This window comes from Salipiger sp. H15 (assembly GCF_040409955.1).
Taxonomy (GTDB): domain Bacteria; phylum Pseudomonadota; class Alphaproteobacteria; order Rhodobacterales; family Rhodobacteraceae; genus Salipiger.
In genome coordinates this window covers 325,350-339,374 of the sequence record NZ_CP123386.1, presented here as the reverse complement: position 1 = coordinate 339,374, position 14,025 = coordinate 325,350, and the positions used below count along the sequence as shown (strand labels likewise).

Here is a 14,025-nt window from a genome sequence, read left to right as displayed (position 1 = left end):
TGGGCGGGCCCGGGCCATCCGGCCCGGACCCCCGGCGTCAGAGCAGCGTGTCGAGCGCGAGCTCGACCGCGTGGCGGCTGCCGTCGTCGCCGGTCAGCACCACGTAGGTGGTCCCGTCCTCGGACACCGTCCCCAGCGTGCCGAGCTTGTCCAGCTGCTGCGCGGTCGAGACCTTGGTGCCCGAAAGGCCGGCGGCGGCGAGCGCCTGCCCGAAGCCGCTGGCGAAGTAGAGGTTGTCGCCCTCGCCGAAGTCGAGATCGGGCAGCAGCGTGACGCTGTCGAACATCTGCCCCGCCAGCTCGGTCCGGGTCTCGCTCGTCGCGGCCTCGAACCAGAACCGGTCCGCGCCGTCGTCGCCGATCAGCACGTTCCGCCCGTCCCCGCCCTTGAGCACGTCATCCCCGGCACCGCCGCGCAGCGTGTCGTCGCCCGCGTCGCCGAAGAGCCTGTCCGCGCCGTCGCCACCGGCGATGAAGTCGTTGCCCGCGCCGCCGAAGATCACGTTGGCGGCGGCGGAGCCTAGGTAGACGTCGTCCCCGCTGGTGCCGAAGGCGCGATCCTCGACCTTCAGCGCGTCCTCGGGGATCGCGTAAGGATCCTGCGGCGGCAGCTCGGGGAAGAGCGCGTCCAGATCCCCGTAGCCCGACAGATCGATCACGTGGCGGGTGCCGTCGTCGGCGGTCAGCAGGACGGCGGGCTGACCGTCGATTGCGTAGCGATCGACGAGCGATTTCAGCGTGTCGAAGGTCGCGAACCAGCCGCGGCCCATCTCCGAGATCACCCTGCCGAACGCGTTGCGCAGGACCAGCACGTCGCCCTCGCCGAAGGACAGATCCTCGATCGTCGAGATGCTGTCATAGGCCGCTCCGGCGTAGATCACCTTGTCCGCCGCGCTTTCGCCGGTGATGGCGAAGCGGTCGGCGCCCGCGCCGCCGACGAGCGTGTTGTGCCCGCTGCCCGAGGTCAGCAGGTCGTCGCCGCCCTGTCCGAGCAGCGTGTCGTTCCCGGCATTGCCGTAGAGCTTGTCATCGCCGAGCCCGCCAGCAATGAAGTCGTCCCCGCCGTTGCCATAGATCGTGTTGTCGGCGGAATTGCCCTGCGCCGCGTCGCCGGTCTCGGATCCGTAGAGCTTGTCGAGTACCGAAACCGAGCTGCCGGGCGTCGGGTGGGCGGCATCCTCGGAGCTGTAGTCGACCTTCAGCTGCGACGCGCGAAGGCTGCCGAGGTCGCGGAAGGTGACGCTGGTTTCTGCATCGAGGCCGAGCACGAGGTCGTCGCCGACAAGCTGCAATCGCGAGACGAGCTCGGCCCAGTCGGCGATGTCGAAGCCGGAGATCTCGAGCGTGTCATCCGCCCCGAAATTGACCACCGTGTCGTGCCCCGCACCGGCGGTGATCCGCACGGTGTCCGCGCCCCCGGCCGAGAGGTCGATGAGGTCGTCGCCGCTGCCACCGTCCAGCGTCTCGGAATAGGCAGAGCCGGTCAGGCGGTTCGCGCTGTCGTTGCCGATGAAGGTTTCGCCGTCGGCGGTGGCGATGGAGGTCAGGTTCTCGAGATGGGCGCCCAGCGTGTAGCCGTGGGTGCTGCGCACCGTGTCGACGTCGGTGTCCGAGCCATCCTCGATCACCGTGTCCGCGCGGGTGACGGTGAAGACGTCGCTTCCCGCGCCGCCGACGAGCGTGGTGCTGCCGCTGCCCGCGTCGCCGAGGTGCCCGCCGTCTGCCGGGGCCACGACGCGCCGGTCGCCATCGGTGTCGGTGAGCATGTCCTGCGCGGCGATCTCCTCGGGCGTGATCGACCAGCGCAGGGTCAGCTGCGCCTCGGTGAGGTCGCTGGCCGAGACGCCGCGCAGCACGAGGTCGGGCGTGCCGCTGGCAGCGCGGCCAAGGTCGTAGACCCAGAGATCGTCGCCGACCTGCGCGGAATGATCGAGCAGTTGGCCGACGTTGGCGGCGGACCAGCCCTCGAGCACCAGCCGGTCGTCATCCGAGAAGTCCTCGACGATCTTGAGCCCCGAGGCGCCGTAGATGGTCAGCGTGTCGGCGCCGCCATCGCCGAGGAGCACCTCGTCATCGCCGCTGCCAAGCTCGATCTCGTCGTCCCCGGCCGTGCCGGAAACCCGCGGGATGTCGGCGAAGACCACCTGGCCCTTCTTCAGCGCGTCGATGCCGCGGAAGGTGACCTGCGTATGCGCGTCGAGCGTCAGCGTGAGGTCGCGCCCGTCCGAGCTGAAGAGCTGCGAGAGCGCCTCCCAGCCCATCGTCTCGTAGCCATAGAGCAGCAGCGTATCGTCACTGCCGAAGTCGATCACCGTGTCATGGCCGGTGCCGAGCCGCATCAGCACCGTGTCGGCGCCGCCCGCCGAGAGGTCGATGAGGTCATCCCCGCCCGCGCCGTCGATGGTCTCGGCCCAGCTGCTGCCGGTGATCCGGTTCGCCGCGGCGTTGCCGGCCAGCACCTGGCCGTCGGTGGTGGCGATCGAGACCATGTTCTCGACGTTCTCGGCGATGGTCCGGCTGAACTGGGTGTAGATCGTGTCGACACCGCCGCTCGCACTCTCGTGGATCGTCACGTCGAGCGCGCCGTAGATGGTGTAGGTGTCGCCCATCTCGCTGCCGTAGAAGGTCGCGCCCCGCGAGCCCGCGTCGGTCATGCGTCCGCCGGCCTCCGGCGCGGTGACGACGCCGTCGAGGTCGTCGTCGGCGATGAGGCCGCTTTCCATGAGCACCTGGTAGGTCCAGATGTCGGGGGTCTGCGGCCAGAGGCTGACGATCTGTCCTTCGGTGATCGCGTCCACCGTGGTGTTGCGCAGGATGATCGTCTGCGGGCCCTCATCGCCGAACTGCCCCTGGCTCAGCCAGACATCCGTGCCGACCTGCGTCAGGCTCGCCGCGATGTCGGCGGCATCCGCAAAGCGGAAGCCCTCGAGCAGGAGCCGGTCCTCGGGGCCGAAATCCTCGATGATCTTGTGGCCCTCGTTGACCATGACATGCACCGTATCGGCCCCGCCGCCGAGGGTGAGGATGTCGAAGCCGTCGCCGGTGACGATGGTGTCATCGCCGGCGCTGCCCTGGATCACCGAGTCGCCGGCGCTGTCGACGTAGATCTCGCCGGCGGTGACCGTGGCCGCCGTCTCGGGCGTCTGCGCCCAGACCGACACCGAGTCGACCTCGAAATAGTCGGTGAGGTCGAAACCCGAGGCGCCTTCCTCGGCGAACCAGCCGGTGTAGCTGCCGATCTGGTCGTTGATGATGACCGACATCGGCGTGGTGATGTCATCCGGTGTCGGGCTGCGGAAGATCTCGACCAGGTGGTCGCGGTCGGGTCCGAAGTAGAAGATGATGTCCTCGGCGTTCCACTCGACCGACCAGGTCCAGAACTGGTCGTAGATGTCCGCGCCGAACTCCTCGAGCGCGTCGAACTCCTTGCCGAAGGACCAGGATTCCCGGCCGACGATCTCGCTGCGGTCCACCGGCAGGGACGGGTTGCCGTCCTCGTCGAGATCGTAGGGGTTCTCTATCGCGATCTCGGCGTCGTTGCCGCTGCTGTCGGTGCTGTCAAAATGCACCGCGCCGACGAAGGTGTCGTCCCACCATTGCGCGCCGTCGGTGCTTTCGCCATAGGCCTCCATGATGGTGATCTCGGGCGGCCAGTCGTTGACCTTTTCCGAGACCAGCCAGAAGGCGGGCCAGTGCCCCTTGCCCTGCGGGATGCGGGCGGTGATCTCGAAATAGCCGTAGGTCTGCGACCAGGTCTCGTGGGTGCTCATCCGGCCGGTGTAGTAATCGACCAGATCGGTATCGAGGTAGCTCGCCTCGCCGGTCTGTCCGAGCAGGGCGGCGACCTGGTCCTTCTGCGCGTCGGTCAGCGTGCCGGAGGTGATCCGCAGCGTGCCGTCCCCGGTGCTGAACGGATCGAGGCCGAGCTCCCCGCCCTCCGCCGTCACCTCGTCGCCCGAGAGGTTGACCGAAAACGCGCTGTTGGTGTTCAGCCGTCCCGTCGCGCTGCCGGTGGACCACAAACCGGCCCCATTTTCGTACCTGTTCAGTCCATCTTCGAAATTGTCTTCGAAAATGAGTGTCATACCGGATAAATCCACGCCCATGTCCAACTCCAAAATCACAAATGAGGATGCTTCCGCGAGGCAGGCAAACGGCCCGCGCATTTCCGGAAGGAATTCGATGCCCGGGAGGGATATTGGGAAAGTGACCCAAGGGTCTTTGTTCCGTAGCGGCACAAGAGTGCACAATTGCGTGTGTTGTCATGAAACCACGTCATGTGGCGAAAAATGGGAATAGGTATGACGCTGAGATGAATATACATCCCGAGTGCCAATTTCCGCGCCGCCGCGTCCCGATTGATTTGCAGAGTTGCAAGCGGATCGCTGCGGGGCTGCGTCGCAGCTCGCTTGAGGCTCGCGGCGGGCAGCCGATCGGCCTGCGTCCGCCGTGCGGCATCTTCCTGCCCGCGCCGGGACTTGGACCGCGCGGGGCTTGACGCGGCGTTGCTTCAAAATGCATCGCGCGCCGGGGAAAATCGCCGATGGGGCGGCGGAGCGCCGGTGATCCGGGGCGGACTGTTTGACCCCCCTTCATGCGCGTGTCACCCTTGTCGGGCACAAGTCATGGGCCGGCTCGGCTCCGTTTATTGTTTCCCGAGAACCGAATACTCACGAAGGGGCATTGGATAAGATGGCCGAAATAAGAAAGCCCGACTTTATTTGCGTTGGTCTCCCAAAGGCCGGGACAAGCACCCTGCATAACGTTCTGGATTGTCATTGCGATATTGCAATGCCGCCCGTGAAGGAAATCAAATACCTCATCCAGGACGAGCTCAATTACAACGGCGCGCGGTTCTGGAAGCTGTTCTCCAGTGGCTGGCCCGCGCAGCAGGACAGGGCGTTCTTCGCGCGGTTCTGCAAGCGCGCCGCGAAACTGCAGGCGAATTCCTACGAGGCGCAGTCCTTCGCACGCTACTACTTCAACCCGCGCACGGATGATGCCTGGTATCGCGGGCTCTTTCACCCGGACGCGGTCTCGGGCGATGTCACGGTCAACTATTTCTGGCTGAAGGAGCCGGAGATCAGGAAGCTCGCGGCCGACTATCCCTGGATGAAGGTGATCATCATGCTGCGCAGCCCGGTGCAGCTGAACTGGTCCTATTTCCGCATGGTCGCGCTGCGCAAGAAGGAAAGCGGCGTGTTCGAGCCCGAGCGTTTCCTGCGCGAGATCGAGGAGAAGAAGCAGCGCATCGGCCGCTACGCCGAGATGGTCCGGCGCTGGCAATCCGCCTTCGGCGAGGACCGTGTGATGATCGGCTATTTCGACGGCCTGCGCGACGATCCGGTGCAATTCTTCGACGGCGTCTGCGAGTTTCTCGGCGTCGACGGTGCCGAGCACTGGGACGACGGGATGCGGCAGGCCATGGGCCGGATCGTCAACACCTCGCCCAAGCTGCAGATGTCCGAAGACCTAGCGGGCCCCATCCTCGAATTGTCCGAGCTGAACCTCGAAGGCTTCGAGGCGATCAAGCCGCGCTACGCGGACCTGTGGCGCGGCCATATCGAGGACGCGCGCCGCTCGGTGATGCGGGCGGCCTGACCTGACACGGCGGCGACGGGGGAGGGGGCTCAGCCCCTCTCCTGCTCGAGCCGCTCGAAGAGCGCGATGTCGAGGCGGCTCAGGTCGCGGACGCGGTCCATCTGCGCCTCGGTGAGATCGGGTTTCTTCACCATCCCCTTGCGCGCATGGGCGACGGTGATCTTGCGGCCGAAGCTCCTGGCGAAATCGGCCTCGAAGGCCTCCATCCGGTCGATGAAGCCGATCACCGCGAACTTCTGCGCATTGGCGCAGGCGCAGGCAAGATCCTCGTCCTCGCGCCCGGGAACCATGCCCGCGTCCGGCCGACCGCTGAAGTAGCGGACCAGCACCGTGCCGTGCCGCCGGGCGAGCTCGCTTCCAAGGTAGGTGTCGAAATCGCCGGGGATCAGCCCGGAGCGGACCTCCTCGCCGTAATGCGAGATCAGCCGGGGCACCGGGTCGCGCACGATGGTGATCCACTTGTAGCTGTCGGGCTTCAGCGCCGCGATGTTCGGATCGAACAGGAAATGCCCGCCGACGAAGGAATGCCCGTGCTGCACCGCGTAGTTGAGCACGGCCCGGCGCACCTCGTAGGTCTTGTCACCCCGGCCGTTGTCGTCGTGGTAGGCCTGGATGTCCTCGACCTGCGCGTCCATCGCGGCGGCGGCAAGGCAGGACTCGTCGAAGGTCACCCAGCTCGTGCGGCTGTAGAACGGGCAGACCGAGCGGATCGCCGAGATCAGTGAATTGCCCCCGCATTTCGGGATGTGCATGAAGATGACATTGCGCTGCATCGGCCCGTGAAACGTGTAGAGCGATCGGCGCAGGGCCCGCCCGGCCCGCTTCTGGAGGGTGAAATCCGGGTTCTCGGAGAGTCTGAGCAGTCCGGTCATGGCAAATCCGTGGTCAGTGTTGCGTGCGGTGGCGGGAGCCGCGCGGCGGCTCCCCGTCGAAGAAGCCCTTTTCCCGGAGCATGGCGCCGACGGCGGGCTCGGTCCTGCCGAAGGCCAGCACCATGAGGCTCCGGCCAAAGGTGCCGAGCGACTTGCTGAGCGGCGCCTCGCCCAGGTAGGCGGTGCCGAGATGCGAGCGGAACAGGTTCTCGAGCTTGGCGTGCCGGTCGAAGCGGTATTTCTCGTCGCTCATCAGCAGGGCCTGGGCAGAGGCCGGGGCATTGGCCCAGACCGCGCGCCGGATCGTGCGGATCGCCTTCTTCAGGTGCAGCTCGCGTTTGAGCTCCGAGGCGGTGTCGCCGAGGTTGCGCAGCGTGCGCGCGCCGTAGTTGGCCCATACACCCTGCGCCTCGGTCGAGACGTAGACCGGCTCCTGGATGCAGAGCGCACGCAGGTATTCCTGGATGGTCGAGTTGCAGGGGTGCTTGATCTCGAGATCCGACGAGATGTTGCGCGACCAGAAGATGCCGCCGTTGGAGAGCCCGTGCCAGACCATCAGCGCGATGTGCAGATCCTGCGCCGAGAAGACGCCTTCCTTGTAGCGCCGCTTCAGCACCTGCCGGTCGGTGAGCGTGGCGGCCTCGGTGCCGCTGTCGTCCTCGACCACCTGGTCGGTGAAGACGATCTCGACGCCATGCGCCCTCGCAAGCTCGATGCCCCGCTGCGCGAAGCCGGGGAAGATCCAGTTGTCGTCCTCGACCACGGCGAAGAAATCGGCGTCGCGCGGGTTCCGGCGCGAGAAGCACTGGTCGATGTTGCGCGAGCCGAAAAGCTGCGGCTGGTTGTGGTGGTAGTGGATGCGCGGATCGCCGATCGCCTCGACCACCGCCTCGGCGGACCCGGCGGGATCGTCGTCGTAGACATCGGCGACCCAGTTCTCGTGGGTCTGGCCGATCATGCTGAGCAGGCAGCGCTCGAGCGCCGGGCCGCGCCGGTAGGTCGGCGTCCTGAAGTTCACGAGGGGAGAGGTTTCGAAAGTCATGTAAGGCTCCTAGGAGTCCGCACCGCCGGTGGCGGTCTTCTTGCGCAGCAGGGTCTTGAGGGCCTTCAGCTGCTGGCCTTCCATGGCGAACATCAGCGCGCCATAGGTCAGCAGCAGGGCCAGGGTTTCGGCGACGAGCCGGGCCAGGATCGGCGCGTCCAGCATCACCTCGTGCACGCCCCAGGCCACCGCGACAGAGGCGAGCGTGGCCATCAGCGGGGCGAGGCTCCAGCCGAAGATCGTGCGGGCCCGCGTCTGCAGGATCTGCGCGCTCATCTTCAGCTGGATCGGGTAGAGGATGTAGGACTTGAGGATGATGGCGATCAGGATGGCCTCGACCGAGACGCGGTGCAGCAGGGCGATGGTGATCACCGAGCCGACCTCCTGCGCGAGCCGGTAGAGGAACCATTGCCGCGCCCAGCCCTGGCTGCGCATCAGCGCACCCTGCAGGAACTCCATCACGCTGAAGAGCCCGAGCACGCAGAAGAGCTTCACGTAGGCCGCGGCCGGAAGCCATTCCGGCTTCAGCACCAGCGCGATCAGGTCCTCGCTGACCGCGAAGCTGAGGGCGAAGATCGCGAAGCCGACCGAGGAGGCGAGCAGGGTGAACTGCGAATAGGCCTCGCGCACGCGCCCCAGATCCTGCTGCAATCTGCTGAGGTAGGAATGCAGCAGCCCCCAGAGCGCGCCGGACAGCACCTGGATGATCATCGTCCAGGTGCGCTGCGCGAAGTAGTAGAGCCCGAGCGCCTGCGCCGAGACGAGCGCGCCAAGCAGCACCTGGTCGAGCCGCGCCATGCTCAGGAAGCGGTCGCCCGAGGCGAAGATGCCGTAATGCGCGACGCTGCGGATGCGCTCGAAGGAGAAGGTCGGGCTGGGCAGCCAGCGCGTCGCGATGAAGCCGGTGACCGCGAGGATCAGGCTGTTGGAGACCTGGCTGGCGATCAGCGCCCAGGGGCCGTAGCCGAGGAACAGCAGCGCGAAGCAGACGGTCAGCGACACGCTCGTCGCGGCGGTCGTGCGCATCGCCACGTAGCGGAACTCGAGCCTGCGGATCAGCATGGACTGCGGCACGATCGCCAGCAGCTCGAAGGGGATGCGCAGCGCCAGCACGCGCAGGTACATCGCGAGGTCGGGCTTGCCGAACCAATCCGCCAGCACCGGGGCGAGCAGGTAGACGGCTGAATAGAGCACGATCGAGGCAAGCAGGTTGAGCCAGAGCACGCTGCTGCAATCGGTGTCGTCCAGCGTCTGCTTCTGCACCAGCGCGTCGCCGAAGGCGCGGGGCGAGGCTGCGGTGGCGATCATCACGATCGCCAGCGACAGCGCGACGATGCCGAAATCCTCGGGCGACAGGAAGAAGGCGCCGCCGAAGAAGATCGCCATCGAGCTGATCGTCGGGATGAGCGTATGCAGCGTCGACCAGCCGAGCGCCTTGCCGAGCTTCTTGCCGCTGCTCTGCGCGACCGCATCGTCGGCGTCTGGCACGAGGTCGGCGGGCGGGGTTGCGGAGGGCTGTGTCATTGGCTCACCGGGTTTGCGGGCAGCGCCGTCACCTCGACCACGTCGCCCGGCGACAGCACCGTGTCGCGGGTCGCGTCGCGTTCGTCGCCGCCGAGGCGCTGCGAGATGACCTTGTAGCCGTAACGGTCTTCCTTGCCCTGGTCGGCGCCGGGCTGACCGCCGCTGCCGTTGGTCAGCAGGTCATCCTGCGCGATGCGGATCCGCAGGTTGCCGATCTTCGCCTCGGTGCTCTTGAGCTCGTCCTGCAGGGTGATGCTGCGGTTGGTCTCGTTGGACGCCAGCGCGTTGCGGGCGCGGGCGATGTCCTGCTCGGCGTCGCGCATGTCCTCGTGGCTCTGGATGCGGCGGATCTCGAGGTCGTTCACGTGGTTGTTCATCTGGAAGAGCGTGTCGGCCACGGCCAGCCCGCGCTCTCCGAGTTCCGCACGGCGTGCCGCCTCGCGTTCGGAATCCGCCAGCTGACGGCCCAGCACGTCGAGGTTCTGCTGCAGCAGGTCGCGGTTCGCGGTGCTGCGCTCGACCTCGGCCTGCAGGTAGGCGGCCTCGGTCTCGTGGTTCTGCTTGCGCAGGCGGAAGATCTCGGTCTCGCGCGCGATGTCGGAAGCGCTGAAGCCGTCCTCGGGCTCGGGCTGGTAGGCTTGCGATTGGTCGATCTCGGCCTGCAGCCGCTGGCGGGTCAGCATCAGCCGCTTGAGCTCGGCCTCGGCTTCGCTGCGGTCGGCCATGGCCTCGATGATGCGGACGGGGGGAATGTCCGACAGGTAGGTCGCCCCGGTGCCGCCGGCGCGGGCCAGCGCGTCGCGCAGCGACATGCCGGGCTGGTAGTCGTAGGTGCCGGGGGTCATCACCGCGCCGAGGATCGAGATCGGCCGGTAGGCCGAGACCGAGACCGTGACGAAGGGCTGGATGCTGACCGGGATCTCGGCGCTCATCAGCCGGGTGATGTCGCTTGCCAGCTCGTCTACGGTGCGGTCGGCGGCCTGCACCGCGCCGATGAACGAGACCGTGGCCCGCCCGTCGGGGCCGATGCGCTCGCCCTCGGCCTCGAGGCGCAGCACCTCGGCGCCGTCGAACTTGCCGTTCTCCAGCATCACCATCTCGACGTTGATCGTGTCACCGATGCCCAGCCGGTACTCCTCGGCCTGCAGCGGCGCGGCCGCGGCCAGCGCGATCGCGGCGGCGGCGAGGAGGGGCGGGAGAGAGAGTTTCATGTGCATTCTCGTGTCTTTCCGTTGCGCCGGATCGGCTCCGGCAGGTCGTGGTCGCGCCTCGGGCAAGGGGTCACGTCCCGTAGAGGTCGCGCGACGGCATCGAGAGCACGCCGGTGCAGACGCCGAGGTGCAGCGCCCCGCGCAGCAGCCAGTAGTTGCGCGCCTCCGCCGAGGGCAGGCTCAGCAGTGCCCGCCCGTGGCAGAAGGCCGCCTTGGCGGCGGCGGTGCAGAACAGCCGGGCCGAGGCCGCCGGTCCCCGGGCCGAGACGGAATAGCTCTGGCCCATGCGGAACTTGCGCTGCCGCAGCCACTGGAAGGTGAGCCGGTTCGGGCTCACCCGCTCATGCGCCGTGGCCTTGTCGGCGATGGCGTAGCTCGCCCCCATGGCGCGCAGCCGAAAGAAGAACTCGGTGTCCTCGCCGCCGGAACGCCCGCGCGACAGGTCGAAGCGCTGGTCGGTCCAGGGCGCATCGCCCCAGCGCAGCAGCGAATTGCAGGTGTAGCCGGTCTCGACCACCCCGCCGCGCGCCTCGACGATGTTGGAATGGTAGTCGCGCGCGACGATCCACGCCGGCGCGGTCTCGTCATAGGCGGCGCGGCTGTGGCCGAACACCGCGTCGGCCCCGGTCTCGCGCTGCCGCTCGATCATCGCCGCGAGCCAGTCCGGCCCCACGGTCTCGTCATCGTCGAGGAAGGCGACCCAGTCGGCCTCGCTGAGGTCGAGCCCGGCGTTGCGCGCCAGCGCGATGTTGCCGGCGGGGGCGTGCGTGTAGGTCACCGGCAGCTTCATCCCGTCGGCCATGGCCTCGACCCGGGCGCGGGCGCTCGGCGCGTGGTCGTTGTCGATGACGATCACCCGCAGCTGCACGCCCTCGGGGATCTGCAGCCGGTCGATCGAGCGCAGGGTCTCGACGACCTCGGGGCGGCGGAAGGTGCAGAGGTTGATGTCGATCTTCATCAGCGGGCTCCGGGTCCGGCAAGACGCTGGCGCAGGTAGCCCGCGCCCCAGAACATCTGCATGGCGAAAAGGGCGACCCCGCCCCACAGGCCGCAGGCCGAGCGCATGCGGAGGACGAGGTAGGCCGAGGCCGCGCAGAGGGTCAGCAGGTAGACCGCCAGCGGCAGGAACAGGGCAGGGTGCAGCAGGGCGCCGCCCAGCAGGCTGAGGATGTTGACGACGAGCGCGATCACCGGGATGCGCTGCCGCAGCCGCGGGCGGAGCCCGTGCGTCGTCACGGTCTGGGCGCGGCCCCGGCCATAAAGCCAGTACTGGCGCGCCAGCCGGGCGGGGCTCGGCCGGACCTTGTACTTCATGCGGATGCCGGCATCGAGCCAGATGCGCCCGCCGGCCAGCGAGATGCGGTGGTCGAGCTCGGCATCCTCGTTGGCGGCGAAGGACTCGTTGTAGCCTCCGACCTTGCGCCACATGTCGAGGCGGAACCCGGCGTGATGGCCGTGATCGACGTAGCCCGACCGCGTACCGCCCCGGTGACCCGACCCGCCCGAGCCGAGCGGCGTGTCGACGATTGCCGCGAGCGCGCGCTCGAAGCAGGTCTCGCCGACGGCGTCCATCACCGTGGCGAGCGCGTCGGCCTCGCGCCCCATCAGGCTGTTTGCGACGCTCAGCACGTAGCCCGGCGGGTAGATCGCATGGGCATCGCAGCGCACCAGCACGCGGTGTTCGGGGCGCGCGCAGCTGCTCACGGCAAGGTTCACCGCGGCCGATTGCAGCCTGCGCGGGTTGTCGATCAGCCGCACGTTGGGATTGCGTTCGGCATAGGCGGTCACCAGCGCGCGGGTGCGGTCGGTGCTGCCGCCGTCCGCGACGACGGTCTCGACCCGCTCGGCGCCGTAGCGGCCGCGAAGCAGCTGGTCGAGCGTGTGCTCGATATGCGCCTCCTCGTTCAGCGTGGGGATCACCAGGAGCACGGTCTCGGGGGCCGGCCGAGGCCGCAGGGAAACGTCCCCGGAGGGGCTGTGGATTTCGATCAGTCGGGTCATCAGGCGGCGCGCCTCCGTGCCGTCTGCCCGGCGGCCAGCGCCAGGTCGATGACGGTCTGCATGTCTGAATCGGTCTGCACGAAGGCCTCTTGCGGCATCTGCAGGATGTCGGCCCGCCGCGTCTCGATGGCGGCGCGGGGAAGCGTGGTCAGGAACCCGGACAGCGCGGCGCTGCTCGGCTCGGGGATGGTCCAGCCAAGGCCGTCCTCCTCGATGCGCCGTCCGGTCTCGGTCCCGGCGACGGCGAGCGACGGGCAGCCGGCCCAGCTTGCCTCGTAGATGCGGTTCGGCAGCAGCCAGTCCGAGTTGCGCCCGCGCTGCCAGAGGTCCTGCGACCAGACGAGATCGCAGCCGGCGTAGACCGCCGGCAGGTCCGCCGGGTAGTCGTAGGGGCCGTGGTAGCGCACGTTCGGCGCCTCGGCGATGCGCGCGTCGAAGTCCGGCAGAACGTGCCGGTGCACCACGCCATGGATGTTCACCTCGAGCGCGTCCCCCATGCGGCGGGCGGTCTCGAGCAGGATGTCGAAGCTCGGCCTGCAGCGGATCGTGCCGACCCAGCCAAGACGGAGCGCCGTTCCCGCGGGGCGCGCGGAAAGGCCCGGACGCGGCGGCGTCGCCGCCCCCAGCGCGAGCTTGTTCTCGAGCAGCACGCTGGTCCCGGTGAAGCCCTGGACGGGCTCGAAGTAGTTGCGCAGGAAGCCCGGCGAGGACACGGCGAGCACCGCGCAATCGGCGAGCAGGAACTTCTCGGCCCGGCGCATGGCGGCGGATTTCGCGCCGTCGCCGGTCATCGCGTCATGGATGTCGAGGCATTCGTACACCAGCGGCACGTCCTGCGCCCGCGCCAGCCTGCGGGCGGCCCAGGCGATGGCCAGCATGTCGAGGTTGCGCGCCATGATCATGTCGGCGGCCTGGATCGCCTGCCGGTGCCGGGTCATCTTCACTATCGAGCCCGCGACCACGAAGGCACGCTTCAGGATCTTCTCGTTCTCGGCGTTGTACAGATGCGTGTTCGGCCAGTCCGGCGTGAAGTCGAGGTTCATGTTGGCGCGGCGCATTGTGAAGCTCTGCACCGAATGGCCGAGCGACCGGAGCGCGCGGATGCGCCGGATCTGCGAGATCTCGGCGACGTCGAAGCCGAAGACGACGATGTTGGAGGCTGGGGTTTCGGGAGAGAGGCTCTGACTGCCGGCGGGAGGTTGCGGTGCAGAATGGTCGTTCATCAATACGCGGACCCTGTTCGCGGTTGTCGGAAGACTGGGCACCCGTCAACGCGGCGGGAGCGCAAGAAATGTCTGGCTGTCCGTGGGTTCAATGCTTGGACGGACTCCGTTCCGGCGGAGAAAGGACCGGACTGGGCGTTGGTGCTCGGCGGGAGGCCTCCGCTTGGGGGAAGGGGTGTGGAGCGCGCGTCGGATGCGTCATTCATAAAGTGTTAACCAATCTTGCAAGTCGGGGCGCCACTTCCTCTCCGAGTGGGCCGGGTTGGGTCGCGGGATGCTCAAACAACATTCGGATAGCGAAGTTTTGCGACATTTTTTCGCTACTCGCGCATAGGTAGTTCGAATTTTTATAATGCAACGCCGGCCTGATCACGGGTTCGCGGGGTTTCCGTGACCGGTCGGCGGCCCGCTTGCGCGGCCGCGGAAGGGATTCTGGCTGGTAAGGTAGGGTGACTCGTCTCTGCGTTGAGCGACTGCTGGGCGGGTCGGTTCAGGCAGAGCTGCGGTCGGGACGGGGGCGGCCGCCGCGAAGCGCGGCGGCGGGCCGTGGTG

The 14,025-nt window shown here is 67.6% G+C and carries 9 protein-coding genes; 1 reads left to right on the top strand and 8 read right to left on the bottom strand.

The genetic code is table 11. The features are described 5' to 3' along the window. Positions 1-37: 37 nt before the first annotated feature. The gene (locus PVT71_RS24130; RefSeq protein ID WP_353475673.1) at positions 38-4,084 is read right to left on the bottom strand and encodes a family 16 glycosylhydrolase; all 4,047 of its coding nucleotides are present in this window, start codon (positions 4,082-4,084) and stop codon (positions 38-40) included. Between the two features lie 607 nt (positions 4,085-4,691). Between PVT71_RS24130 and PVT71_RS24125 the strand changes: the two genes are divergently transcribed. Beyond that, the gene (locus PVT71_RS24125) at positions 4,692-5,600 is read left to right on the top strand and encodes a sulfotransferase (protein WP_353475974.1); all 909 of its coding nucleotides are present in this window, start codon (positions 4,692-4,694) and stop codon (positions 5,598-5,600) included. Positions 5,601-5,629: 29 nt separating this feature from the next. On the opposite strand, the gene PVT71_RS24120 is transcribed toward PVT71_RS24125, so the two are convergent. The 7 genes from PVT71_RS24120 to PVT71_RS24090 form a co-directional block, all read right to left on the bottom strand. Beyond that, positions 5,630-6,472, bottom strand: coding sequence for a hypothetical protein (locus PVT71_RS24120; protein WP_353475672.1), 843 nt, complete (start codon positions 6,470-6,472; stop codon positions 5,630-5,632). Between the two features lie 13 nt (positions 6,473-6,485). Beyond that, complete coding sequence (locus tag PVT71_RS24115; RefSeq protein ID WP_353475671.1) at positions 6,486-7,514, bottom strand: glycosyltransferase family 2 protein; 1,029 nt, start codon at positions 7,512-7,514, stop codon at positions 6,486-6,488. Positions 7,515-7,523: 9 nt separating this feature from the next. Continuing rightward, positions 7,524-9,038 (bottom strand): lipopolysaccharide biosynthesis protein, encoded by a 1,515-nt coding sequence (locus PVT71_RS24110; protein ID WP_353475670.1) that lies wholly within the window; start codon positions 9,036-9,038, stop codon positions 7,524-7,526. Then, positions 9,035-10,249: a polysaccharide biosynthesis/export family protein gene (locus PVT71_RS24105; RefSeq protein ID WP_353475669.1), complete on the bottom strand. Its 1,215-nt coding sequence runs from the start codon at positions 10,247-10,249 to the stop codon at positions 9,035-9,037. The genes PVT71_RS24110 and PVT71_RS24105 overlap by 4 nt, the downstream gene beginning before the upstream one ends. A 70-nt stretch (positions 10,250-10,319) precedes the next feature. After that, entirely contained in the window at positions 10,320-11,207 is an 888-nt protein-coding gene (locus PVT71_RS24100) for a glycosyltransferase family A protein (RefSeq protein WP_353475668.1), read from the bottom strand. After that, positions 11,207-12,250, bottom strand: a complete 1,044-nt coding sequence (locus tag PVT71_RS24095) for a glycosyltransferase family 2 protein (protein ID WP_353475667.1) — start codon at positions 12,248-12,250, stop codon at positions 11,207-11,209. Before PVT71_RS24095 ends, PVT71_RS24100 begins: the two co-directional genes overlap by 1 nt. Then, positions 12,250-13,473, bottom strand: a complete 1,224-nt coding sequence (locus PVT71_RS24090; protein WP_353475666.1) for a glycosyl transferase — start codon at positions 13,471-13,473, stop codon at positions 12,250-12,252. Before PVT71_RS24090 ends, PVT71_RS24095 begins: the two co-directional genes overlap by 1 nt. Positions 13,474-14,025: the final 552 nt, after the last annotated feature.